Genomic DNA, 24,839 nt, shown 5'->3' with positions numbered 1-24,839 from the left:
TGTTTCGGCGCAGACGGTCATCTCGCGGAAGGGGACGATTGTGGGCGCACTGGGGTTCGGTGTGGACGTCGGAGGAAGCGGTATCAAGGGCGCGATCGTCGACCTCGACACCGGGGAGTTGGTCGAGGACCGCATCAAGATCGAGACACCCAGGCCCGCCACCCCGGACGCCGTCGCGGCAACGGTGGCGGAGATCGTCGCCCGCGCGCAGTGGGACGGGCCGGTCGGTGTCACGCTGCCGGCCGTCGTGACCGCCGGGGTCGCGCGCACGGCCGCGAACATCGACCCGTCGTGGATCGGGACCGATGCCCGCAGCATCCTGTCGACCGCGCTCGGTGGCCGCGACGTCACCGTCCTCAACGACGCGGACGCCGCCGGGCTGGCGGAGTACCGCTACGGCGCCGGGCGGGACGTGAACGGGCTCGTCGTCCTGCTGACGTTCGGGACCGGCATCGGCTCGGCCGTCATCCACCGGGGGGTGCTGCTGCCCAACACCGAGTTCGGCCACATGGAGGTCGACGGCAAGGAGGCCGAGCACCGCGCCGCGTCGTCCGTGAAGGACACCGAGGGCCTGTCCTACAAGGAGTGGGCGGCGGAGGTCAGCCGGGTGCTCTGCCGCTTCGAGGATCTGTTGTGGCCGGATCTGTTCATCGCCGGCGGCGGCATCAGCCGCAAGCACGAGAAGTGGATCCCCCGTCTGGAGAACCGCACCCCGGTCGTGCCGGCTGCGCTGCTCAACACCGCGGGGATCGTCGGCGCCGCTCTCGTCGCCGCGAACCCGCAGGAAACGGGCATCGCTCCGTAACAATTTCCGAGCTGTCGTTACAATGGATGGCGGCCGGCTGTGAGTCGGCGAAATCCGACAGACCTCTCCGCCGGAAATCCACTCTGGCGTGACGCCGCACGACACCGTCACGAAAGGGCGTACGTGGCAGCCACCGATACGCGTCAGACCGCCGACTCCACACCCGAGTCTGCGACTCCTGCATCCACTGCCGAGGCGACTACCGGTAGCGCGCCCGCCGCCAAGAAGGCCCCTGCGAAGAAGGCCGCCGCCAAGAAGGCACCTGCCAAGAAGGCCGCGGCCAAGAAGGCACCCGCGAAGAAGGCGGTCAAGAAGACCACCGCGAAGAAGACCACCAAGAAGGCCACCAGCAAGGCCAAGGGTGGCGAGGACATCGTCGAGGACGACGACATCGACATTGCCGACATCGACGTCGCCGCCGGCGACCTCGTGGAGGAAGAAGTCGAGGACGTCGTCGTCGAGGAAGACGAGGAGACCGCCGAGCCGTCCGAGAAGGACAAGGCGTCCGGCGACTTCGTCTGGGACGAGGAGGAATCCGAGGCCCTGCGGCAGGCCCGTAAGGACGCCGAGCTCACCGCGTCCGCCGACTCGGTGCGCGCGTACCTCAAGCAGATCGGCAAGGTCGCGCTCCTCAACGCCGAGGAGGAGGTCGAACTCGCCAAGCGCATCGAGGCCGGCCTGTTCGCGACGTTCAAGATGACGGAGATGGCCGAGAAGGGCGAGAAGCCCTCCCCCGCCGACCGCCGGAACCTGAACTGGATCACCCGCGACGGCAACCGCGCCAAGAACCACCTGCTCGAGGCGAACCTGCGCCTCGTGGTCTCGCTGGCCAAGCGGTACACAGGCCGCGGCATGGCGTTCCTGGACCTCATCCAGGAAGGCAACCTCGGTCTGATCCGCGCGGTCGAGAAGTTCGATTACACCAAGGGCTACAAGTTCTCGACGTACGCCACGTGGTGGATCCGCCAGGCGATCACCCGCGCGATGGCCGACCAGGCCCGCACGATCCGCATCCCCGTCCACATGGTCGAGGTCATCAACAAGCTGGGCCGTATCCAGCGTGAGCTGCTGCAGGACCTGGGCCGCGAGCCCACCCCGGAGGAGCTCGCGAAGGAAATGGACATCACGCCCGAGAAGGTGCTGGAGATCCAGCAGTACGCGCGTGAACCCATCTCGCTGGATCAGACCATCGGCGACGAGGGTGACAGCCAGCTCGGCGACTTCATCGAGGACTCCGAGGCCGTCGTCGCCGTCGACGCCGTGAGCTTCACGCTGCTGCAGGATCAGCTGCAGTCGGTGCTCGAGACGCTGTCCGAGCGCGAGGCCGGCGTGGTGCGTCTGCGCTTCGGTCTCACCGACGGCCAGCCGCGCACTTTAGACGAGATCGGCCAGGTGTACGGCGTCACCCGCGAGCGCATCCGTCAGATCGAGTCCAAGACGATGTCGAAGCTGCGCCACCCGTCACGTTCGCAGGTACTGCGGGACTACCTGGACTAGCACGCCGGCTGCATCTGCGCCCCGGCCCGCACCATGCGGGTCGGGGCGCAGTTCTGTCCGGGGGCGGTGCCGTCGTGTCGGACCCGGCCCGCCCCGGTCAGCTGGTGAGGAAGGGATCCTTGGGGGCGCCTTCCTCGTCGGGGCGCGGACGTCGTTGCAGCCACCGCACGAACGGCTCGGCGACGCGCGCGCCGACGGGCCCCAGCACGGCCATCAGCAGCACGTACGCGGTCGCGAGAGCGGCCAGCTCGCCCTCGACGGCGCCCGCCGACACCGCGAGTCCGGCGATGACGATCGAGAATTCGCCACGCGCGATCAGGGCGGCGCCGGCGCGCGCCCGGCCCATGACGCCGATACCCTGCCGGCGCGCCGCCCACCAGCCCGTGAGCACCTTGGTGGCGGTCGTGACGACGGCCAGACCGACGGCGGGCAGCAGAACCGGCGGAATCGACGTCGGATCGGTGTTGAGTCCGAAGACGACGAAGAACATCGCGGCGAACAGGTCCCGCAGCGGCTCGAGCAGGCGGGTGGCATTGCGCGCGGTGGAGCCGGAGATCGCGATACCGAGCAGGAACGCCCCGACCGCAGCGGACACCTGCAGCGACGACGCGAGTCCGGCCACCAGGAGCGCGGCGCCGAGCAGCTTCAGCAGGAACACCTCGCGGTCGGTGCTGTCGACCAGCGAGGAGACGACGTTGCCGTAGCGCAGCGCCACGACCAGGACGACGGTGATGACCGCGAACGAGATCCCCACCGCCTGCAGGCCGCCGAGGAAGCTCACGCCCGCGAGGACGGCGGTGAGGATCGGCAGGTAGACCGCCATCGCGAGATCCTCGAACACGAGAATCGACAGGACGACGGGGGTCTCGCGGTTACCGAGCCGACCGAGATCGCCGAGAACTTTCGCAATGATGCCGGACGACGAGATGTAGGTGACACCGCCCAGCGTGAGGGCACCCACCGGGCCCCACCCGAGCGCGAACGCCAGGATCGCGCCGGGCGCGGCGTTGAGCGCGACGTCGACGATGCCGGCCAGCCACGATCGGCGCAGTCCGGTGACCAGCTCGGACGCGGTGTACTCGAGTCCGAGCAGCAACAGCAGCAGCACGACACCGATCTCGCTCGCGAGATGGCTGAACTCCCCGATGTCGCCGAGTTGAATGAAGCCGCCCTGGCCGAAGCACAGTCCGCCGATCAGGTAGAGCGGGATCGGGGACATGCCGATGCGACCGGCGAGACGACCGAGAACGCCGAGCGCGAAGAAGACAGCGCCGAGTTCGACGAGTGCCAGTGCAGTTCCGCTCACGTGATCGCGGTACCCGGATCAGCCGTGCGCGAGGATCTTGGCGGCCTGTTCGAGGCCTTCCTGCGTGCCCACGGCGACCAGGAGATCACCCTCGGTGAACAGGAAGTCCGGGTTGGGCGAGGGGGCGATCTGCCCCGCCCGCATCACCGCCACGACGGAGACCCCGGTCCGGGTGCGCATCGCGGTCTCGCCCAGCGTCCGACCGTCCCACGGCGAGTTCTCGGTGATCGGCAACTGCCGGGTGCTGATGCCGGGCAGGTCCCGATGCTCCTCGCGCAGCTGTGCGACCAGCTGCGGGGCACCGAGCAGATTGGCCAGCACCGAGGCCTCCTCGGTATCGAGCGGGATCGACGCCATGCAGGCGTCGGGGTCGTCGACCTTGGAGACGATGAGATCGGTGCGGCCGTCGCGGTGCGTGACCACCCCGATGCGTCGACCCGTCGCGAGCGCGAAATCCTTGCGGACTCCGATACCCGGCAGCGGCGTCACTTCCACGTTCATGGCTCAACGGTAGCGCCACGCACCGTCACTCCACCACGGACGCCCCCGTCGGCTGCCTCACCCGAGCGGAGGGAAGGCTCCGGAGGGGTCGGGGAGGTAGTCCTGCACCCGCACCACCGCTGCCACCGGCAACGGTCCGTACAGGTGCGGGAACCGCATGGATGCCGGGTCGGAGGGCACGCCGGGCTCCCACCGGACCTCGTCGCTCAGCCGGGCCGGGTCCAGCTCCAGCAGTACCAGGTCCCGCCGTCCGGCGAACAGCCGATTGGCGGGCAGGTGCACCTGGGCGGGCGTCGACAAGTGCACGAACCCGTCGGCCGCGAATCCGTCCGGGACCCGCACACCGTCGCGCTGCGCGGCCCGCCACTCCTCGCGCGAGCACATGTGCAGCAGTCGGTCACCGGTTCCCGGCGTCGCGTCGGACATGCACCCTCCTCCTCGTCGGCAGCTTCCCGAACCGGCGGGAAACGTCAGCTGTGAGCGAACACCCGCCTCGCCCCGAGGGCCATCGTCCGAGATCAGGGGCCTCACTGTAAGAGACGACACACCCGGGGGCAATCGGGAACAACCCGAGCAAGTCGAACGTCTGACAGAGTGGACCTACCGCGTCACCCCCGACGCGGCGGAAGACCCCAGGCGTCGGGTGCGAGCCCGCAGCCAGTTCGGAGGAGTCATGCCCGGAACCCTGACCAGTCCCCCGTTGACCGCTGCCGACCGTTGCGACCGGTGCAGCGCAGCAGCCCGCGTGCGCGCAGTGCTCGAAAGCGGAGGAGAGCTTCTCTTCTGCCAGCATCACGCGAACGAGCACGCCGATCGCCTTCGCGAGATGAACGCGACCATCGTCAGCGACTCCGAAGCGACGGTGTAGCGGGTCAGCACACCGGGCGGACGACAACCGTCCCTCGTCCCGAAGCGGGCGACCACCTGGAGGTGGTCGCCCGCTTCGGCGTTTCCGGGACGGCTCACCACTGGCGGAGCATCGCGATGCGGTCGGTGAGCTGTTCGACGGTCGCGATGGCCGTGGGCGGGCCGCCGCACATGCGGCGCAGGTCGCCGTGGATGACGCCGTGGGGCTTGCCGGTGCGGTGGTGGTGCATCGCGACCAGCGAATTCAGTTCGCGGCGCAGGTTGGCCAGCTGTCCGGCCGCGGCGACCCGCTCGGTCACGGTCTGCGGTACCGGCTGCGGCACCGGTGCCGGTTCGGCCGCGGGCTTGTCCAACTGCTTCTGCTGGCGCTGGCGGAGCAGGGCCCGCATCTGTTCGGCGTCGAGCAGGCCCGGCAGGCCCAGGTAGTCGGCCTCCTCGTCCGATCCGGAGAACGTCGCGGTACCGAAGGACGATCCGTCGTAGATGACCTGGTCCAGTTCGGCATCGGCGCCGAGCGAGGTGAACGCCTTCTCCTCCTCGCCGGGTTCGTCCTTCTGCTTGTTCGCGTCGGCCAGCAGGTCGTCGTCGAGGCCGTCCTTCTCGCGGTGCGGCTTGCCGAGGATGTGGTCGCGCTGGGCCTCGAGCTGGCTCGCCAGGTCCAGCAGGACCGGCACGGACGGCAGGAACACGCTCGCGGTCTCGCCCTTGGTCCGCAGGCGCACGAAGCGTCCGATGGCCTGCGCGAAGAACAGCGGCGTCGATGCGCTGGTCGCGTACACACCGACCGCGAGCCGAGGCACGTCGACGCCCTCGGACACCATGCGCACCGCGACCATCCACGGCTGTGTGCTGGCCGCGAACTCGGCGATCCGCTTGGACGCGGTGGGGTCGTCGGACAGGATCAGCGCGGGCGCCTCCCCGGTGATCGCCTCGAGCTGCTTGGCGTACGCGCGGGCCACCGTCTGGTCCGTCGCGATCACGAGACCCCCGGCGTCGGGCATGCCGCCGGCGCGCAGCTGGCCGAGGCGGGTGTTGGCGGCCGTGAGCACGGACGGGATCCAGTCACCGGCGGGGTCGAGCGCCGTGCGCCACGCACGGGCGGTCTGCTCGGCGCTCAGCGGCTCCCCCAGGCGGGCGGCGAACTCCTCGCCCGCGCTGTTGCGCCAGCGCGCCTCGCCCGAGTACGCCAGGAACACGACCGGCCGCACGACACCGTCGGCGAGCGCGTCCGAGTACCCGTACGTGTGGTCGGCCTTCGACCGCTGGTGCCCCTCGTTGTCCGGTTCGTACGTCACGAACGGGATCGGGCTGTCGTCGCTGCGGAACGGGGTACCGGTGAGCGCGAGGCGCCGGGTGGCGTCCCCGTACGCCTCGCGGATCGCGTCACCCCAGCTCTTGGCGTCGCCGCCGTGGTGGATCTCGTCGAGAATCACGAGGGTGCGCCGCGCGTCGGTGCGGGCGCGGTGCTTGAACGGGTGCGACGCGACCTGCGCGTACGTGACGACGACACCGTGGTAGTCGGCCGACGTCTGGCCCGTCGAGTTGGAGAAGTACGAGTCCAGCGCGATACCGATCCGCGCGGCCGCCTCGGCCCACTGGTGCTTGAGGTGCTCGGTCGGGGCGACCACGGTCACCTGATCGACCGTGCGGTCCCGGAGGAGTTCCGACGCGACCCGCAGCGCGAAGGTCGTCTTGCCGGCCCCGGGCGTCGCGACCGCGAGGAAGTCCCGCGGTTTGGTCGCCAAATACCTGGTGAGTGCGCGTCGCTGCCACGCACGGAGAGAGCCGGTGGGAGCAGGCGCACGGTCGATACTTCCGGGGTCAGCGCTCACTTCGCACCTCGCCACAGGCTACGCACAGTCGTTCCCACTCCTTGCTTCGCTGACGGGATTCGGGCCGTCCGGACCCGGGACGGGGTCCGGCGACGACCCCGAGGAGCCTAGCGTCCGATGCCGACGCCGCGCGCATCAGCCGCGGGCGCGGCGGGCGAGCCGGTGCCACGCGGCCCGGCCGGCGGCGGCCGCGGGTGGCAGAATCGGTCCGGCACCGCGGCGCGCCGCGCCGGGCATCCCAACGCGTCGTCAGGAATCCTGGAATCACCATGAGCGAGACGCCGACCCGTACCGAACGCCACCCGTTCCGTCGGGCTGCGCAACTGGTCTCGCGCACGGCGGTCAAGGCGTGGAACGATTCGATCTTCGGCAAGTCGGCCACCGCCGCGTTCTGGCAGACGCTGTCGTTGCCCCCGCTGCTGCTGGGCCTGCTGGGCAGCCTGGGCTACGTCGGGGGATGGTTCGGGCCGAACACCGTGGAGATCATCCAGTCGAAGATCATCACGTTCAGCCACAGCGTCTTCAGCGAGAACGTCGTCGACCAGATCATCCAGCCGACGGTCGGGGACGTGCTCGGACGCGGCCGGCCGGAGATCATCTCGGTCGGCTTCCTGCTGTCGCTGTGGGCGGGGTCGTCGGCGATCTCGACGTTCGTCGACTCGATCGTCGAGGCGCACGGCCAGCAGGACGCCCGGCACCCGGTCTGGCAGCGGGTGTTCGCGCTGCTGCTCTACGTCGGGTTTCTCGCCCTGGCCGTGTTCACGCTGCCGCTCGTGGCCCTCGGCCCGACCATGATCGGCCGCGCACTGCCGGAATCGTGGCATGCGGTCGGCACCGAGATGGTCGACGCGTTCTACTACCCGGCCGTAGGTCTGCTGCTCATCATCGGACTGACGACGCTGTACAAGGTGGCGTTGCCGAAGTCGCTGCCGTGGCACCGACTGCTCTGCGGAGCGCTGCTCGCGGGTGTCTTCTTCATGGCGGCCAGCACGGTGCTGCGCTGGTACCTGAGCGCCATCGCCGGCACCGGGTACACCTACGGAGCGCTGGCCACGCCGATCGCGTTCCTGCTGTTCACGTTTTTCCTCGGGTTCGCGATCGTTCTCGGCGCCGAGTTCAACGCGACCATCCAGGAGTTCTGGCCCGCGCGCGCCACGCGCGTGGAGCAGGTCCGGGACTGGCTCGCCGCGCAGACCGCGGACACCCCGGACGAGGCCGGCCGCGTGACGACGCTGACCCGGCGGCTGGCGACCGGACCCATCCGATCGGGGTCGGATCGGTCACAGCCCGAGCAGCCCTCACCCCCCGGTGCGGCGGACGCGGACGACGATGCCGCGCCCCCCACGGAGCCGGAGCGAACCGGGGTTCACTCGCCTCCGCCCTTGCGCAACCGGTCGTAGACCTTCTTGCACTCGGGGCACACGGGTGAACCGGGCTTGGCCGAGCGGGTGACCGGAAAGACCTCCCCGCAGAGCGCGACGACGTGCGTGCCCATGACCGCGCTCTCGGCGATCTTGTCCTTCTTCACGTAGTGGAAGAACTTGGGGGTGTCGTCGTCGGTGGTCTCGTCGGTGGTGGTGTCGGGACGTTCCTTCGTCAAAGTGCTCACGGGTCAATGATGCCGCACCGGCGTGTGCATTTGCCGCCCGAGAGTGGAACAGTGGAACCCATGGCGAGAACATCGGGGTCCGGCGAGTCCGCCGAGAGTGGTACGCCCCGCAATCCGGCCCTCATCACCGAGGCCGCGCAGTCGATCGAGGACCAGCACCGGGCCCGTGTGCGGAAGTACCTGACGATCATGTCGTTCCGCATCCCCGCGCTGATTCTCGCGGCGATCGCGTACGGAGCGTTCGGCAACCCCTGGATCTCGGTCGGCATCATCGGACTGTCGATTCCGCTGCCCTGGATCGCCGTGCTCATCGCGAACGACCGGCCGCCGCGTACCAAGGACGAGCCCAGCCGGTACGACCGGCGGGACGACGCCCGCGCGCTCGAGGCGAGGGACCACCGCACCATCGAGGGCTGACCTGCGCCCGGCCGCACTCCGGTCGGCGGCTGCAACAATGCTCGGGTGAACCGTGAGCTCCTGCTGTCCATCTGCGGCCCGCTGCGTGAGGCACTGACGCGCGTCCGATACGACATCGACGCGATCGTCGACCTCCTGGGTGTCGACGCCCACGCCGCGTTGGGGCGGCACGAACCGGTCCCGGCCCGCCGCGCGACCGCGGACGGCGGCGACCTCGGACAGCTGGTCCGTCTGTTCCTCCTCGGGGACCCCTGCCCGGCCGCTGCCGTGGCCACAGCCCTCGCCCCTCTCGGCCTCGACGCCGCCGTGGCCGCCGGCCTGCTCTCCCGCGACGGTGACACCGTGCGCGCGGAGCTGGACCTGCGTCCGCTGGACCTGGGTTCCGGCACCCGGTGGGCACTGTCGGATCTCGACGGCTCGCTGCACCCGCGTCCGACCGCCGACGATCACGTCATCGGCGTGGGCCAGGCCTCGATGTCGCTTCTGCGGGGAACCCCCACTCGGCCGGTCGGGACCGTGCTCGACGTCGGCACCGGTTGCGGCATCCAGGCGCTGCGGGCCGCCGACTACGCCGACAAGATCACCGTGACGGACATCAACCCGCGCGCGCTGACGCTGACCGCGGCCACCGCCGCCCTCAACGGGCTCGACTTCGAAATCCTCGAGGGCTCGTGGTTCGAACCCGTCGCCGGCCGGCAGTTCGACCAGGTGGTGGCCAATCCGCCGTTCGTCGTCGGCGAGGCGCGGGTCACCCACAGCTACCGCGATTCCGGACTGGATCTCGACGGGGCCAGCGAGCTGATGATCTCGACCGCCACCGACCACCTCGTCCCCGGTGGGACCGCCGCGATGCTCGCGTCGTGGTTGCACGTCGAGGGGCAGGACTGGCGGCAGCGGGTCGCGTCGTGGCTGCCGGCCCACGGTGTCGACGCGTGGATCGTCCAGCGCGACGTTGCCGACCCCGCGCTGTACGTCGGGACGTGGCTGCGCGACGGCGGGGCCGATCCACGAGATCCCGCGACTGCCGCCCGCGCCGATGCGTGGCTCGACCGCCTCGCGGAGGCGGACGTCGCCGGCGTCGGCTTCGGGTTCGTGTACCTGCGCCGCACCGACCAGCCGTCGGACGTGCTGTGCGAGGACCTGCGTCACGGCTTCGACGACCCCCTCGGCGACGAGGCGCTCGCCTACTTCGAGCGGGTGGCGTGGCTGCGTGAGCACGACGTGCGCACGGCGCGGTTCGCGGTGCGCCCCGAGACCGCACTCGAGCGGGTGTACCTGCCCGGCGAGGACGGGTGGAACCAGGTGGTCGCGCGTGTGCACCGCGGGAACGGGCCGCAGTGGCAGCACGAGGTCGACGATCTCGCCGCCGCGCTGCTGGCGGGAATGCGCGCGGACGGATTGCCGTTGGAAGAACTCGTCACGCTTCTCGCCTTCGCCCACGACGAGGACGAGGAGTCGCTCTCCGCCACGGCCGTCCCGCTGGTGCACTCGCTGGTGCGTCACGGGCTGATCGAACCGGTGTGACCCCGGCCGCCTGCCGGTTCCCGCCCGCCGCCTTCTCAGGAACTTCTCAGGGGTAGCGGCGGAAACCCGCAGGTCACCGACCACCGGGTCGAAACTTGTCGGGAACTTTCCCGGACCGTCGGAGCGTTGAGGCATATGAGACACCCCGACGAGGAGGACCGTCATGACAAGCCCCAGCACCACTCGACCCCGCATCATCGACTCCGATCTGGACGGCCAGAGCCCGGCCGCGGATCTCGTTCGCGTCTACCTGAACGGGATCGGCCGCACCGCACTGTTGACCGCTGCGGACGAAGTGGATCTGGCGCGGCGGATCGAAGCTGGGTTGTACGCGGCGCACCTGCTCGAAACCAAGAAGCGGCTCTCGGCGGCGAAGAAGAGCGACCTGGCGGCCATCGTGCGCGACGGCGAGGCGGCCCGGCGCCACCTGCTCGAGGCGAACCTGCGTCTGGTCGTCTCGCTCGCGAAGCGTTACACCGGCCGCGGCATGCCGCTGCTCGACCTCATCCAGGAGGGCAACCTCGGCCTGATCCGCGCCATGGAGAAGTTCGACTACGCCAAGGGCTTCAAGTTCTCGACGTACGCGACGTGGTGGATCCGTCAGGCGATCACCCGCGGCATGGCCGATCAGAGCCGCACGATCCGGCTCCCCGTCCACCTGGTGGAGCAGGTCAACAAGCTCGCCCGGATCAAGCGTGAACTGCATCAGCAGCTCGGCCGCGAGGCCACCGACGAGGAGCTGTCGCAGGAGTCGGGCATCCCCGAACACAAGATCGCGGATCTGCTCGACCACAGCCGTGACCCGGTGAGCCTGGACATGCCCGTCGGCAACGACGAGGAGGCCCCGCTCGGCGACTTCATCGAGGACTCCGAGGCCACGTCCGCGGAGAGCGCCGTCATCGCCGGTCTGCTGCACAGCGACGTGCGCAGCGTCCTGGCCACTCTGGACGAGCGGGAGCAGCAGGTGATCCGCCTGCGCTACGGCCTCGACGACGGCCAGCCGCGCACGCTCGACCAGATCGGCAAGCTGTTCGGTCTCTCGCGCGAGCGCGTCCGGCAGATCGAGCGCGAGGTGATGGGCAAGCTCCGGCAGGGTGAGCGCGCCGACCGTCTCCGCGCCTACGCCAGCTGATCGTCGACCACCCCGGCTCCCGGCCGGGTTCGGATCCCTCCCCCTCGGTATCCGAACCCGGCCGGGTTCTCGTCTGTACGGGTCGTCACCACTCGCGCAGGCGTCGCGGACCCTGGTCGGCCACGCTCGGCTCCGGCCCGATCCGGACACGGGCGTCGGTGATCTGCGCCCCCTCGGCCGACGCCAGGACTGGTTCGCAGGCCAGCGAGCGCACCTCCGGTAGGTCGTCCGCCAGCGCCGACACGCGCTGCACCAGATCGACGAGCGCCTTCTTGTTCACCGGCACCGCGCTGCGGTAGCCCGACAGCAGTGGCGCCGCCTTGGGCGCGTCGATCAGTTCGGCCGCCTCGTCCTCGGTGAGCGGGAGCACCCGGAACGCGCGGTCGCCCAGCAGATCCGAGATGACGCCGGCGAGTCCGAACGAGATCAGCGAGCCGAACGAGGGGTCGTCCTGGACGCCGACGACACACCCGATGCCCTTGGTCGCCATCTTCTGCACGTGCAGCAGCGGTTCGCCGGACGCGGCCGCCAGATCCCGGTACGCCAGTCGCACCGACTCCGGCCCCACCAGGTCGAGCCGCACGCCCCCGAGGTCGGGGCGGTGCCGCCACAGCTCGCCGGTGGCCTTGACCGCCACCGGGTAGCCCAACTCGTTCGCGGCCTCGACCGCCTCGTCCTCGGTGGTGGCCGCCCGGAACTCGACGACCTGCACGCCGTAGCACTCGAGCAGCTGCGCGGCCTCGAAGTCCGAGAGCCAACGACCGTTCGACTCGCCCAGCCAGCCCTCGACCAGCTGCCGGGCCCGGTCGGGGTCGATGCCGTTGGGACGGACGACCTTCGAGACGGGCCGGCCGCGCCAGGCGGCGTAGCGCCAGGCGCGCGCGAGGGCCAGTGCGGCGCGTTCGGGGCCCGGGAACGACGGCACCGACCCGCGTGTCGGGTTCCCGTCGGGACCGCGCACCGCCAACACGTCCGGGATGCCCTCGGCGGCCAGGAACGTGGTGAGGATCGGCTTGTCGGCGTCCACCACCGCTTCCCGCAGCGCCTGGGCGTACGGTTCGACGGCCACCGCGACCGGCGGCGCGAACACCACGATCACCGCGTCCACGTCGAAGGACGCCAGCGCCGCCTTGACGGCGTCGGCGAACACCTCCGGCGTCGCCTGGGCGCCGAGGTCCACGGGCTCGCCGACCTGCAGCCCCTCGCGGCGCGCGGCGTCGGCGGCCAGGACGCCGAGCGCGGTGGAGTTGCCCACCACCGCGACCCGCGGGCCGGCCGGCAACGGCTGGTAGCCGAACAGCATCGCGCAGTCGAACAGCTGCGAGATCGAGCCGACCTGGACCACCCCGGCCTGCTCGAACAGTGCCCGCACGATGGAGTCGTCCATCTCGACGCCGACACCGGTGGCCGCGAGCGCCGGCGGGACCGCGTGCCGCCCGCTCTTGACGGCGACGATCGGCTTGTTGCGGGCCACGCGCCGCGCGATCCGGGAGAACTTGCGGGGGTTGCCGAAGCTCTCCAGGTACAGCAACACGACCTCGGTCTCGGGGTCGGTGTCCCAGTACTGGAGCAGATCGTTGCCGGACACGTCGGCGCGGTTGCCGGCGGAGACGAACGTCGACAATCCGAGGTGCCGTTTCGCGGCCTGGTCGAGGATCGCGATCCCGAGTGCGCCCGACTGGCAGAAGAAGCCGACCTTGCCGGGCGTCGGCAGCACCGGCGCCAGCGTCGCGTTGAGCGACACCGCGACGTCGTTGTTCGCGACCCCGAGCGCGTTCGGCCCGATGAGACGCATCCCGTGCGCGCGGGCGGCGTGCACCAGCCGACGCTCGGAATCGCGCCCGTGGGGACCGGATTCGCTGAATCCCGCGGACACGACGACGAGGGCCTTGACCCCCTTGGCGAGGCAGTCGTCGAGGACGGCGTCGATGGACTCGGCCGGCACCGCCACCACCGCGAGGTCGACCTCGTCGGGGATGTCGCGGACCGTCTCGTAGGCGCGCACGCCCCGCACCGCGCGGTGTTCGGCGTTGACCGGGTAGACGGGCCCGGAGAAGTTGCCGCGCAGCAGGTTCACCAGTACCGCGTTGCCCACCTTGGAGCTGTCGGTGGAGGCACCGATCACCGCGACCGACCGCGGGCTCAGCACGTTGCGCACACTGCGCGCCTCCGCCGCCCGCTCCCGCGAATTGCGCACGGACAGAAGCGCTTCGGTGGGGTCGATCGCGAATTCGAGGCGCAGCACGCCCCCGTCGAAGCTGCGACTGACCTGGTATCCGGCCTCCCGGAACACCGAGACCATGTTCCGGTTCTCGGCCAGCACCTCGGCGACGAACATGTTGAGGCCGTTCTCCGCCGCCGCGCCCGCGAGGTGTTCGAGCAGGATCGGTCCCAGCCCGCGGCCCTGATGGGCGTCCGCCACCACGAAAGCGACCTCGGCCGAACGGCCGTCGCCCACGTCGAGCAGCCGCTCGTAGCGCCCGACCGCGATGATCTCGTCGCCGAGGACCGCCACGAACGCCACCCGGTTGCGGTGGTCGACGGTGGTGAAGTTGACGACGTCGCGCTTCGACATCGTCGGGTACGGCCCGAAGTAGCGCAGATACCGGGTGCGCTCGGAGAGCTTGCCGTGGAAGGCGACGAGCTTCTCGGCGTCGTCGGGCACGATCGGCCGCAGGTGTACGACACCGCCGTCGGAGGCGAGCACGTCGGCGAGCCAGTGGCGCGGGAAGTTCCGCGCCCGCTCGAGCGCGGCGGCTTCCTTGGAGTCCTTGGTGTCGTTGGCCGTTCCGTCAGTCACGGGGGTCCTCCGGATCGAGTCCGAGCAGCGGGAAGGTGGCGCGGCGGGTGGCGATGATCGCCGTGTCGATCCGGGTGAGAGCCCGGTCGAGTGAGGCGACCCCGGTCTCGGGGGTGCCTCCGGGACCGTCCCAGCGCAGGAACGACGTGTCGCCGCCCTCCCCCATCGTCGTCGGCAGATCGACGGCGGGAGCGAGCGTGTGCGCCTTCTCACGCCACGAGTCCGGGGTGGCGGTGGCCGGATCGATCTCCCGGTCGAGAGCTGCCGCGATGAGGTGCGTCCAGGACCGCGGGACCACCCGCACCAGTCCGTACCCGCCGCCGCCGACCGCGAGCCAGCGGCCCTCCGCGTACCGGTCCGCGAGGTCACGCATCGCCAGGTACGCCGCACGTTGGCCGTCGACGGTAAGAGCGAGATCCGCCAGCGGATCCTCTCGGTGATTGTCGGCTCCGCACTGGCTGACCACGATCTGCGGACGGAACGCGGCGACGGCGGCCGGCACGACGGCGTGGAAGCCGCGTAGCCACAACGCATCCGACGTGCCCGGCAACACCGGCAGATTGACGGCGGTGCCCTCGGCCGCGCCCACCCCGACCTCGCTCGACCACCCGGTGTTGGGCCAGAGCGTCGCCGGATGCTGGTGCACCGAGACCGTCAGCACCCGGGGGTCGCCGAGGAAGGCGTGCTGCACCCCGTCGCCGTGATGGGCGTCGATGTCGATGTAGGCGATGCGGTCGAAACCGTTGTCCAGCAACCACGAGATCGCGATCGCGGCGTCGTTGTAGACACAGAAGCCCGACGCCCAGTCCGCCATCGCGTGATGCATGCCACCACCGATGCTCACTGCGCGGCGCGCTCGGCCCGACGCGATCTCCCGTGCCGCCGCGAGCGTTCCGCCGGCGAGGATGGCACTCGCCTCGTGCATGCGCGGGAACACAGGGTTGTCCTCGGTGCCGAGGCCGTGCCGGGTCTCGATCTCCGCCGGGAGGTCGTCGTTCGGTGTGGCGCCGGCCCGTTTGACGGCATCGAGGTAGGCCGGGGTGTGGATGCGGAGCAGTTCGGCGTCCGACGCAGCGTCCGGCCGGACGACCTCCGCCCCCTCGACGAGTCCGAGGCCTCGGGCCAGGTCCATCGTGAGTTCGAGCCGGGTGGGATTCATCGGATGCTGCGGGCTCCACCGGTAACTGAGGTAGTCCGGGCTCCACACCACGACACGGTCGGTTCCGGAAGCTCGGGTGCCCGGGGCGGGACCTGTCGGCGCGGTCATGGACTCAAGTTACTTCGCGCCGAGCCACCTGCGCGACCGGCGCCGCGACTCGGCCGCCGGCGCGCCGATTCCGGGCGGCAACGCGCCAGGTCGCGGAGGGGAACCGGGAACGAACTTCGACCGGTAGAATCTCGGCAGACGAAGGGGTGTGAGAGTGAAGGATCTGGTCGACACCACGGAGATGTATCTCCGGACGATCTACGACTTGGAAGAAGAGGGCGTCGTCCCGCTCCGCGCACGGATCGCCGAGAGGCTCGAGCAGAGCGGGCCGACGGTCAGCCAGACGGTGGCGCGCATGGAGCGTGACGGGCTGTTGCAGGTGGCGGGCGACCGGCACCTGGAGCTCACCGAGAAGGGCCGCAGCCTCGCGGTCGCGGTGATGCGCAAGCACCGGCTCGCCGAGCGGTTGCTCGTCGACGTCATCGGGCTGGACTGGGATCAGGTGCACGCGGAGGCGTGCCGCTGGGAGCACGTGATGAGTGAGGACGTCGAACGACGCCTCGTGGAGGTGTTGCAGAACCCGACGACGTCGCCGTACGGCAACCCCATCCCGGGCCTCGCCGAGCTGGGCCTCGAGCGCCCGATCGGCAACGCGGAGACGCTCGTGCGGCTCACCGACGTCCCGGCCGGCAAGCCCACCGCGGTGGTGGTGCGTCGGCTGGCCGAGCACGTGCAGTCGGATCCCGAGCTGATCGCGCAGTTGCGTGAAGCAGGCGTGGTGCCCGACGCTCGGGTTACAGTCGAGACCAGGCCCGGCTCGGTGACCATCACCGCGTCCGGCCACGACGAATTCGAACTTCCCGAGGAAATGGCCCACGCCGTCCAGGTGAAGCAGGTCTGATGTCCTCGCTCCGCCGGCTCGGCGAGCGAGGAGACAAGCGGTGAAACTTCTGGTGACCGGCGGCGCCGGCTACGTCGGCAGCGTGTGCAGCACGGTGCTGCTCGAGCGTGGACACGACGTCGTCGTCGTCGACGACCTGTCGACCGGAAACGCCGACGCGGTTCCCGCCGGTGCCGAGTTCATCGAGGGCGACATCGCCGCCGTCGCCGGATCCGTTCTCGGATCCGGCGGCGGCGCACCTCGTTTCGACGGTGTCCTGCACTTCGCGGCGCAGTCGCTCGTCGGCGAATCCGTGGAGCGCCCCGAGCAGTACTGGCAGGGCAACGTCGTCACGACGCTCGCACTGCTCGAGGCGATGCGCCTGTCCGGCACACCACGTCTGGTGTTCTCGTCCACGGCCGCCACGTACGGCGAGCCGGAGCGCACACCCATCACCGAGGACGATCCGACGCGTCCGACCAACCCGTACGGCGCCACCAAACTCGCGATCGACCACGCGATCACGTCGTATGCGCACGCGCACGCGCTGGCCGCCACGAGTCTGCGGTACTTCAACGTCGCGGGCGCGTACCGGGGTGCCGGCGAGAACCGGGTGGTGGAAACGCATCTCATCCCGCTCGTGCTGCAGGTCGCGCTCGGCCAGCGCGAGAAGATCTCGGTGTTCGGTACCGACTGGCCCACCAAGGACGGCACCGCGGTACGCGACTACATCCACGTGCTCGACCTCGCCGAAGCCCACCTGCTGGCGCTCGAGTCGTCCACGCCGGGCCACCACCGGATCTACAACCTCGGCAGCGGCGCCGGTTTCTCTGTCCGTGAGGTCATTTCGGCGTGCGAACGCGTGACAGGGCTGCCGATCGCCGCCGAGGACGCACCCCGCCGGGCCGGTGACCCCGCCGTCCTCATCGCGTCGAGCGACCGGGCGATCGGCGAGCTGGGTTGGCGACCGGCGCACACCGATCTCGACGAGATCGTCGCCGACGCGTGGGCGTACCTGCAGGACCTCGGGGATCGGTCACACGCCGCCCGTCGATAGCGGATCGAGCGGTGGCAGCTGCACTCCGATCTCCTCCGCCACCTGGTGGCCGATGACCGCGAGGTCGCGGAGGAGGTCGGGCCGGAGTCCGGCCTGCAGCGCGTCGTCCAGCAGATTCGCCAGCCGGTGGCACGGGTCCGCGGCCAGCGCGGCGTACAGCGCCACCCCCGCCATCGGTCCGTCCCCACGCACGTAGGCGCTGTAGCCGAGAAGTGAGAGCGGCTCGGCGCGTTCGGGATCGGGCAGCACGCGCGCCAGGTGTATCCAGAGCTGCTCGGCGGCTCCCGCGTGGCTGCCGGCGGCCAGCGCGAGCAGGGAGTCGCGCACGCGCGGGATCTCGAGCGCCAGCGCCAGTCGCGCGCATTCGTGTGGTGACGGCGGCTCGTCGTCGGATTCGAACCGTGCGATCTCGGCCAGCACTCCTTCGAGGCTCACGCGGTCCGCCCTCAGCGGGTCGGCGACCGCACACGACCGGGTCGGCTCCCGCAGGCCGTCCTCGCGCGCACGGTCGACGAGCGCGGCGACTCGGGCCTGTTCGCGCAGCGGGGCGGGTTCGATCACGGCCTCGAGCTCCTCGCGTGACCCGCGTATCGCGCGCCCGCCGATCACCTGGGCTGCGGCGACCTGTGACGCCGTGGGGTCCGGGACGGTTCCACGGCTCGTGCCGGTCAGATCCTGCCACGCAGCGCCGGTTTCGATCCGGCGGCAGACGTGCACCGCTGCCAGCGCGATTGCGCTGCGGCCGAGCGCGTCCCGCAGCCGCGCGGCCACGCCCGCGTAGGGCTCCAGATCGGCGTCGCGGGCGCGCACCGGAATCCGGTCGTCCACCATGACCGCGAGCATGCGGTCCGCTTCCTCCCGGGCGGCGACGGCGGCGAACTGTTCGAGCACGAGGTCCATCACCCGGCCGTCGGCGCCGCCGCCCAGTACCAGGTCGTGGCGCATCACCGCTCCGACGCGTGTGCCGCTCAGGCAGATCGCCACGAGCGAGCGGTGTGGGTGGAAGCCGAGGAGCGCCGGTACCGAACTGATCAGCGCACCCGGGTCGGAGATCCGGACGCGGGACTGCCGGTCTGCGGCGCCGTCCCAGGACGCGTCCGGCGGAAAGTGCGAGTCGTGTGAGGAGGCTGGTGTCGTCATGGTCCGACGGTCTCGCGTGGGGCTGCGACCACCGACGACGCGACAAGGGCATTCAGCGAAGCTGTGGATGGCGGCTGCGGCTGTGGACTACCGGCCGGCCGGCCGCCGCAGTCGGCGATCGTGTCGGACCCCCGTGCTGCACCGAGGCGTCAGTTCCCGTGCACCTTCAGGACCGCCGCGGTGAACAGGCCGTCGAGTGTCTCGGTGTCGACCGCGGTGTCGGCGCCGAAGGACATGTACGTCGCCTGCACGCGCACGTCGTCGATCTGCGCGACGAGCGTGAGCATCGCCTGCATGACCTCCTGCTCGCCCGAACCGGAGGCGACCGTGCGCCGCAGCGCCAGCGTGTCGTCGGCGTCGATCGGCGGTGGCGGCGTGAGAGTGGTCGTGACCACGGCAGCGACACCGTCGCGCGTGGTGGTCACCGTGCCGCACTGGTCGATCTGTGCACCCAGTTCCGCGAGCGGGGTGTCGACGCGGAGCAGCTCGACGGTGATGGTCGATCGATTCGAGTTGTCGGTGCCGACCACCATGGCCGTACCGTCCGGCCCGTAGTCCTGAGGCGGCGGCTTGCAGCCGGCGGGCTCGACCCGGGCCCCCGGCGGTACACCGGTCAGGTCGGGCGCTGCCTGCGCGACGGCCTGCGGCGGCAGGATCACCGCGGGGTACTGCGGCGGGAAGGCGGACGGCTCCAACAGCAACTCCGAGAGCGGCCGGGTGTCCGACAACTGCTCCGCGACCGGGCGCGCCGTACCGTCGACCGGACCCGAGCAGCCCGCCGCCGCTCCCCCGGCTCCGACCAGCACGGCGGTGAGCACCAGCGCGGACGTGACGCGACTGCGCAGCGGCATACCCGGGCCTCCCTCCGTGCCGCCGATCCGTACCCCGACAGCGTGACACACCCGACGCGGGAATCGTGGGCGCCGATCCGGTGTTCGTTCGGTGGAGGCTTCCGTCGGCGATCCGCGTCGATGCGGATGCGGTCGTTCCTCCCGTTTCGGATTTCGCAACGGTGGTAAGGAACACTGGAAGCAGACGTTCGAAGGAAAAGGAGCCGTCATGGACGAGCAGTCGAAGATGTACGAGCTGGAGTTCCCGGCACCGCATCTGTCCTCCGCCGACGGCCTGGGCCCGGTGCTGGTTCACGGCCTCGAGGGATTCTCCGACGCGGGGCATGCGGTGAAGCTGGCCACCACGCACCTGCGCGAGAGCCTCGAGACCGAGCTGGTCGCGTCGTTCGCCGTGGACGAGCTGATCGACTACCGGTCGCGGCGTCCCACGATGACGTTCAAGGCCGACCACTTCTCCGACTTCGAGACGCCGCAGCTCAACCTGTATGCCGTGCGCGACACCGCCGGTACGCCGTTCCTGCTCCTCGCCGGAATGGAACCGGACCTGCGCTGGGAGCGGTTCACCACCGCGGTGCGGCTGCTCGCCGAGCAACTGGGGGTGCGCCGCACCATCGGCATCAATGCCATCCCCATGGCCATCCCGCACACGCGGCCGCTGAGCGTGACCGCGCACTCGACCAACAAGGATCTGATCCAGGATCACCACCGCTGGGCGGGTGAGCTGCAGGTGCCGGGAAGCGCGTCGTCGCTGCTCGAGCTGCGGATGAGTCAGCACGGGCACGAGTCGGTGGGCTTCTCGGTGCACGTCCCGCACTACCTGGCCCAGACGGACTACCCGGCGGCCGCCGAGACGCTTCTCGAGAACGTCATGGAGATCGCGGATCTGCAGCTGCCGCTCGCGGCACTCGGTGAGGCGTCCGCGCGGGTGCGGGAGCAGATCGACGAGCACATCGCGGCGAACGAGGAGGTTCAGGCCGTGGTCCACGCCCTGGAGAACCAGTACGACTCGTACGTCGCGGCTCAGGAGCAGCAGTCGACGCTGCTCGCGACCGACGAGGAGCTCCCGAGCGGGGAAGAGCTGGGCGCCGAGTTCGAGCGGTTCCTGGCCGAGCAGGCGCGGATCGAGGACGAGGACGAGCGCGGCCGGGACGCCTGAGGCACCTTTCGGTCGGTCGTTCGTCCAGGTATGGTGGGGATAACGAAACCTTTACGTTATCCGAAGTCACACCAAAGACAATTGCGCCACCTACGCTCTCGGTGCACGGATATACTCGAACGATCGATGTCTGAGCGGTGCCCGTGTTCGGGGCAGCGGCTTCAGGAGGCGATATGAGCGACCCCCGTACCAGGATGCTGCGCCCGGTCCCGGACACCGAGCCCCGGCTCGTCTTCCGCACCATCCACGGCTACCGCCGCGCCTTCCGTCTCGCCGGTGAGGGCCCGGCGATCCTGCTGATCCACGGAATCGGCGACAACTCCTCCACGTGGAGCGAGATCATCCCGCACCTCGCGCAGAACCACACCGTCATCGCGCCGGACCTGCTGGGGCACGGCCGCTCCGACAAGCCGCGGGCGGACTACTCGGTGGCGGCGTACGCCAACGGGATGCGCGATCTGCTGTCGGTACTCGGGATCGACAAGGTGACGGTGGTCGGGCACTCGCTCGGCGGCGGCGTGGCGATGCAGTTCGCGTACCAGTTCCCGCACATGGTCGACCGTCTCGTGCTGGTGTCCGCGGGTGGGGTGACCAAGGACGTCCACCCGCTGTTGCGGCTCATCACCATGCCGGTCGTCAACGAGGCGCTCAAGCTCCTGCGGTTGCCGGGCGCGATGACCGCGGTCCGCGCGGTGGGCGGGGTGGTCTCGCGCGTGCACGGCTCGCCGCTGCGGCCGGGTGCGATGCTGCACGACACCCCCGACCTGCTGCGCGTCCTGGCCGATCTCCCCGACCCGACCGCGTACGAGGCCTACCTGCGGACCCTGCGTTCGGTGGTCGACTGGCGCGGGCAGGTCGTGACCATGCTGGACCGCTGTTATCTCACCGAGAACCTGCCCGTCCAGCTCGTCTGGGGCGCCCGCGACTCGGTGATCCCGGTCGCGCACGCCCACCTCGCGCACTCCGCCATGCCGGGGTCGCGGCTGGACGTGTTCGACGACGCCGGCCACTTCCCCTTCCGGGACGATCCGCTCCGGTTCCTCACCGTCGTCGAGGAGTTCCTGCAGTCCACCGCGCCGCTCGAGTTCGACGAGAATCGCTGGCGGGACCTGCTGACCAACGGCGTCGGCGAGGGCGCGATCACCGGCGGTCCCGAGACCCGTATGGCGGTGCTCGACGCGATGGGCTCGGACGAGCGCAGCGCCACCTGAGCCGAGCCGACGGTCCGGAATGCCGTGCTGGTCTCGGTACGCTCTAGCCTGTAACGGTGCTGCTTCCCGATCTGCTCCCCGAGACCGTCGATTCCCACGGCGCCGACCCCGACGCCCTCTTCGACGCGTTCACGTCGTGGACGAGCGACCGCGGGCTGCAGCTGTATCCGGCGCAGGAAGAGGCGCTCATGGAGTTGGTCTCGGGGGCCAACGTCGTGCTGGCGACACCGACCGGATCCGGCAAGTCGATGGTCGCGATCGGCGCGCACTTCTTCGCCCTGGCCGAGGGCCGGCGCACGTTCTACACGGCGCCGATCAAGGCTTTGGTGAGCGAGAAGTTCTTCGCCCTGTGTGACGTGTTCGGGGCCGACAAGGTCGGCATGATGACCGGCGACGCGTCGGTGAACTCGTCGGCACCCATCATCTGCGCGACGGCCGAGATCGTCGCGAATCTCGCACTGCGGGAGGGTCCGGGCTCCGACATCGGACAGATCGTGATGGACGAGTTCCACTTCTACTCCGAGCCCGACCGTGGCTGGGCGTGGCAGGTGCCGCTGATCGAGTTGCCGCAGGCGCAGTTCCTGCTGATGTCGGCGACGCTCGGCGACGTGACGAACCTGCGCGAGGACCTCACCCGCCGGACCGGACGGCCGACGACGGAGGTGTCGGGCTCCGAGCGCCCGGTGCCGCTGCACTTCTCGTACTCGCAGACGCCGATCGGCGAGGAGATCGAGGAGCTCGTCACCACGCACCAGGCACCGGTGTACGTGGTGCACTTCACGCAGGCCGCGGCGCTCGAGCGCGCCCAGGCGCTCACGAGCGTGAACCTGTGCAGTCGCGCCGAGAAGGACGCGATCGCCGAGGCGATCGGATCCTTCCGGTTCACCACCGGTTTCGGAAAGACGCTCTCGCGCCTGGTCCGTCACGGCATCGGCGTGCACCACGCCGGAATGCTGCCGAAGTATCGGCGGCTCGTCGAGCGGCTCGCCCAGGACGGTCTGCTCAAGGTCATCTGCGGCACCGACACTCTCGGCGTCGGTATCAACGTGCCCATTCGTACCGTGCTGCTCACCGGCCTGACGAAGTTCGACGGCACCCGCACCCGGCAGCTGCGGGCGCGGGAGTTCCACCAGATCGCGGGGCGCGCCGGACGGGCCGGTTACGACACGTACGGCAACGTCGTCGTGCAGGCCCCCGAGCACGACATCGAGAACGTGCGCGCGCTGGCGAAGGCCGGCGACGACCCCAAGAAGCGCCGCAAGGTCCAGCGCAAGAAGCCACCGGAGGGATTCGTGTCCTGGGGTGAGGGCACGTTCGACAAGCTGATCGCCGCGTCGCCGGAACCGCTCACGTCACGGTTCTCGGTGAGCAACTCGATGCTGCTGAACGTGATCGCTCGGCCCGGCAACTGCTTCCAGGCGATGCGTCATCTTCTCGAGGACAACCACGAGACGCGGCCGGCGCAGCGCCGGCACATCCTCAAGGCGATCCGCCTGTACCGCGGACTGCTGCAGGCGGGCATCGTCCAGCAACTCGACGAGCCGGACGAGTACGGGCGCATGGCCCGTCTCACGGTGGACCTGCAACGCGACTTCGCGCTCAACCAGCCGTTGTCGCCGTTCGCCCTCGCCTCGCTCGAACTGCTCGACGTCGACTCCCCCAGCTATGCACTCGACGTCGTGTCGGTGATCGAATCGACACTCGACGACCCGCGGCAGATCCTGATGGCGCAGCAGCACGCGGCGCGCGGCGAGGCGGTGGGCCAGATGAAGGCCGACGGGATCGAGTACGAGGAGCGGATGGAACTCCTCGAGGAGATCACCTGGCCGAAGCCGTTGGCGGACCTGCTGTTTCCGGCCTTCGAGACGTACCGTGCGGGACATCCGTGGATGAACGAGTTCACCCTCTCCCCCAAGTCCGTCGTCCGCGACATGGTCGAGCGGTCCATGACGTTCGCCGAACTGGTCAGCCACTACGGGCTCGCCCGCTCGGAGGGCCTGGTGCTGCGGTACCTCGCCGACGCGTATCGCGCTCTGCGCCAGACGGTTCCGGCGGAGGCCCGCACCGAGGAGCTCGAGGACCTCATCGAGTGGCTCGGGGAACTCATCCGCCAGGTGGATTCGAGCCTGCTCGACGAGTGGGAACAGCTCACCAATCCCGGCGTCGAGTCCGACGACCAGCAGGTCGCGTTCGGCGCCGACACGCCGCGGCCGATCACCGCGAACACTCGCGCGTTCAAGGTCATGGTCCGCAACGCGATGTTCCGGCGCGTCGATCTGGCGGCGCGGCAGCGGTGGAACGAGCTCGCCGATCTGGGCGACGGCCTCGACGCCGACGACTGGGCCGACCTCATGGAGCTGTACTTCGACGAGTACGACGAGATCGGCACCGGGCCGGCCGCGCGCGGCCCGCTGTTGTTCCAGGTGACCGTCGAGCCGACGCTGTGGCGGGTCCGGCAAGTCCTCGACGATCCCGCCGGCGACCACGGGTGGGCGTTGCTCGGCGAGGTCAACCTGGCCGAGTCCGACGCCGCCGGCGAGGTGATCTTCGACGAGTTCGAGGTGGCCGAGGGCTGAGCCGATCGGGGGTCCGCGCCGCGGCCGGGCCTCCTCGGCGCGGGTTTAGGGCAGCCCATCCTTGCTGGTCACGGCGCTACACCGCGGATACGGTGAGGGCACGAGTCCACTGTCGAAATGTTCCGATATTGGGAGGGCCGTATGACCACGATGGAAATGCCGCACGTCACCGATTGCACGGTTACCGACTGCTCGTACAACCACGACGGCTGCCACGCCTACGCGATCAACGTCGCCGGCAGCAACGGCAGCGCCGACTGCGGGACCTTCATCCCGTTGTCGACCAAGGGCGGCCTGGAGACCGTGACAAGCATGGTGGGCGCGTGCCAGCGCGCCGACTGCGTGCACAACCGCGACCTCGAGTGCACCGCGAGCGAGATCCGCGTCGGTGCGGGATCGGGGGAACACGCCGCCCGGTGCCTCACCTACAGCGCTCGCTGAGGGCACCGGGCGCGCACGGCGTGCCGAGCG

At 70.0% G+C, this 24,839-nt stretch carries 22 protein-coding genes; 13 read left to right on the top strand and 9 right to left on the bottom strand.

Translation table 11 applies throughout. From position 1 onward, the window contains the following. The first annotated feature begins 40 nt into the window (after window positions 1-40). Complete coding sequence (gene ppgK / locus E7742_RS05925; RefSeq protein WP_175420415.1) at window positions 41-805, top strand: polyphosphate--glucose phosphotransferase; 765 nt, start codon at window positions 41-43, stop codon at window positions 803-805. Between the two features lie 123 nt (window positions 806-928). After that, the gene (locus tag E7742_RS05920) at window positions 929-2,302 is read left to right on the top strand and encodes an RNA polymerase sigma factor (RefSeq protein ID WP_137798111.1); all 1,374 of its coding nucleotides are present in this window, start codon (window positions 929-931) and stop codon (window positions 2,300-2,302) included. A gap of 97 nt (window positions 2,303-2,399) precedes the next feature. Here the strand turns inward: E7742_RS05920 and E7742_RS05915 are convergent, their stop codons facing one another. From E7742_RS05915 to E7742_RS05905, 3 genes are read right to left on the bottom strand one after another with little or no spacing between them, the layout of a single operon-like run. Beyond that, a complete protein-coding gene (locus E7742_RS05915) occupies window positions 2,400-3,608 on the bottom strand; it encodes a cation:proton antiporter (protein ID WP_137798110.1) in 1,209 nt (402 codons plus the stop codon). An 18-nt stretch (window positions 3,609-3,626) separates the two neighbouring features. Further along, complete coding sequence (locus E7742_RS05910) at window positions 3,627-4,109, bottom strand: cation:proton antiporter regulatory subunit (RefSeq protein WP_137798109.1); 483 nt, start codon at window positions 4,107-4,109, stop codon at window positions 3,627-3,629. A gap of 57 nt (window positions 4,110-4,166) precedes the next feature. Beyond that, the gene (locus E7742_RS05905) at window positions 4,167-4,535 is read right to left on the bottom strand and encodes a DUF952 domain-containing protein (protein ID WP_137798108.1); all 369 of its coding nucleotides are present in this window, start codon (window positions 4,533-4,535) and stop codon (window positions 4,167-4,169) included. Between the two features lie 247 nt (window positions 4,536-4,782). Between E7742_RS05905 and E7742_RS05900 the strand changes: the two genes are divergently transcribed. Continuing rightward, entirely contained in the window at window positions 4,783-4,977 is a 195-nt protein-coding gene (locus tag E7742_RS05900) for a DUF7455 domain-containing protein (protein ID WP_137798107.1), read from the top strand. 94 nt (window positions 4,978-5,071) lie between these two features. Here E7742_RS05900 and E7742_RS05895 read toward each other — a convergent pair whose 3' ends face one another. Continuing rightward, window positions 5,072-6,808: a DEAD/DEAH box helicase gene (locus E7742_RS05895; protein ID WP_137798106.1), complete on the bottom strand. Its 1,737-nt coding sequence runs from the start codon at window positions 6,806-6,808 to the stop codon at window positions 5,072-5,074. 269 nt (window positions 6,809-7,077) lie between these two features. Between E7742_RS05895 and E7742_RS05890 the strand changes: the two genes are divergently transcribed. Next, window positions 7,078-8,208, top strand: a complete 1,131-nt coding sequence (locus tag E7742_RS05890; protein ID WP_254699169.1) for a YihY/virulence factor BrkB family protein — start codon at window positions 7,078-7,080, stop codon at window positions 8,206-8,208. On the opposite strand, the gene E7742_RS05885 is transcribed toward E7742_RS05890, so the two are convergent. Continuing rightward, a complete protein-coding gene (locus tag E7742_RS05885; protein ID WP_137798105.1) occupies window positions 8,175-8,417 on the bottom strand; it encodes a DUF3039 domain-containing protein in 243 nt (80 codons plus the stop codon). The genes E7742_RS05890 and E7742_RS05885 overlap by 34 nt on opposite strands. 60 nt (window positions 8,418-8,477) lie before the next feature. On the opposite strand from E7742_RS05885, the gene E7742_RS05880 reads away from it, so the two are divergent. From E7742_RS05880 to E7742_RS05870, 3 genes are all read left to right on the top strand, one after another. Beyond that, a complete protein-coding gene (locus E7742_RS05880) occupies window positions 8,478-8,834 on the top strand; it encodes a DUF3099 domain-containing protein (protein WP_137798104.1) in 357 nt (118 codons plus the stop codon). 45 nt (window positions 8,835-8,879) lie between these two features. Beyond that, window positions 8,880-10,358, top strand: a complete 1,479-nt coding sequence (locus E7742_RS05875; protein WP_137798103.1) for a DUF7782 domain-containing protein — start codon at window positions 8,880-8,882, stop codon at window positions 10,356-10,358. A gap of 163 nt (window positions 10,359-10,521) precedes the next feature. Beyond that, window positions 10,522-11,490, top strand: coding sequence for a sigma-70 family RNA polymerase sigma factor (locus E7742_RS05870; RefSeq protein ID WP_137798102.1), 969 nt, complete (start codon window positions 10,522-10,524; stop codon window positions 11,488-11,490). A gap of 85 nt (window positions 11,491-11,575) precedes the next feature. Here E7742_RS05870 and E7742_RS05865 read toward each other — a convergent pair whose 3' ends face one another. Continuing rightward, the gene (locus tag E7742_RS05865) at window positions 11,576-14,290 is read right to left on the bottom strand and encodes a bifunctional acetate--CoA ligase family protein/GNAT family N-acetyltransferase (RefSeq protein ID WP_137798101.1); all 2,715 of its coding nucleotides are present in this window, start codon (window positions 14,288-14,290) and stop codon (window positions 11,576-11,578) included. Then, complete coding sequence (locus E7742_RS05860) at window positions 14,283-15,557, bottom strand: acetoin utilization protein AcuC (RefSeq protein WP_137798100.1); 1,275 nt, start codon at window positions 15,555-15,557, stop codon at window positions 14,283-14,285. The genes E7742_RS05865 and E7742_RS05860 overlap by 8 nt, the downstream gene beginning before the upstream one ends. 154 nt (window positions 15,558-15,711) lie before the next feature. Between E7742_RS05860 and E7742_RS05855 the strand changes: the two genes are divergently transcribed. After that, on the top strand, window positions 15,712-16,398 hold the full coding sequence (locus tag E7742_RS05855; RefSeq protein ID WP_137798099.1) for a metal-dependent transcriptional regulator: 687 nt from the start codon (window positions 15,712-15,714) through the stop codon (window positions 16,396-16,398). 40 nt (window positions 16,399-16,438) lie between these two features. Beyond that, window positions 16,439-17,434 (top strand): UDP-glucose 4-epimerase GalE, encoded by a 996-nt coding sequence (gene galE / locus E7742_RS05850; protein WP_137798098.1) that lies wholly within the window; start codon window positions 16,439-16,441, stop codon window positions 17,432-17,434. Here the strand turns inward: galE and E7742_RS05845 are convergent. After that, entirely contained in the window at window positions 17,414-18,574 is a 1,161-nt protein-coding gene (locus tag E7742_RS05845; protein WP_137798097.1) for a DUF4192 domain-containing protein, read from the bottom strand. The genes galE and E7742_RS05845 overlap by 21 nt on opposite strands. Before the next feature lie 149 nt (window positions 18,575-18,723). After that, window positions 18,724-19,425, bottom strand: coding sequence for a sensor domain-containing protein (locus E7742_RS05840; RefSeq protein WP_137798096.1), 702 nt, complete (start codon window positions 19,423-19,425; stop codon window positions 18,724-18,726). A 208-nt stretch (window positions 19,426-19,633) separates the two neighbouring features. Here E7742_RS05840 and E7742_RS05835 point away from each other — a divergent pair, with 208 nt between their 5' ends. The 4 genes from E7742_RS05835 to E7742_RS05820 all read left to right on the top strand — a co-directional run bounded on the left by E7742_RS05835 (window position 19,634) and on the right by E7742_RS05820 (window position 24,809). Continuing rightward, window positions 19,634-20,581, top strand: coding sequence for a proteasome assembly chaperone family protein (locus E7742_RS05835; RefSeq protein ID WP_137798095.1), 948 nt, complete (start codon window positions 19,634-19,636; stop codon window positions 20,579-20,581). A gap of 173 nt (window positions 20,582-20,754) precedes the next feature. Continuing rightward, entirely contained in the window at window positions 20,755-21,792 is a 1,038-nt protein-coding gene (locus E7742_RS05830) for an alpha/beta fold hydrolase (RefSeq protein ID WP_137798094.1), read from the top strand. A gap of 56 nt (window positions 21,793-21,848) precedes the next feature. Further along, the gene (locus E7742_RS05825; RefSeq protein ID WP_137798093.1) at window positions 21,849-24,368 is read left to right on the top strand and encodes a DEAD/DEAH box helicase; all 2,520 of its coding nucleotides are present in this window, start codon (window positions 21,849-21,851) and stop codon (window positions 24,366-24,368) included. 141 nt (window positions 24,369-24,509) lie between these two features. Next, complete coding sequence (locus E7742_RS05820; protein ID WP_137798092.1) at window positions 24,510-24,809, top strand: DUF1540 domain-containing protein; 300 nt, start codon at window positions 24,510-24,512, stop codon at window positions 24,807-24,809. Window positions 24,810-24,839: the final 30 nt, after the last annotated feature.

The sequence above is a fragment of the Rhodococcus sp. SGAir0479 genome (assembly GCF_005484805.1).
Classification (GTDB): Bacteria; Actinomycetota; Actinomycetes; order Mycobacteriales; family Mycobacteriaceae; genus Prescottella.
The sequence above is the reverse complement of the archived record's forward strand: the minus strand, read 5'-3'. Positions and strand labels throughout refer to the sequence as shown.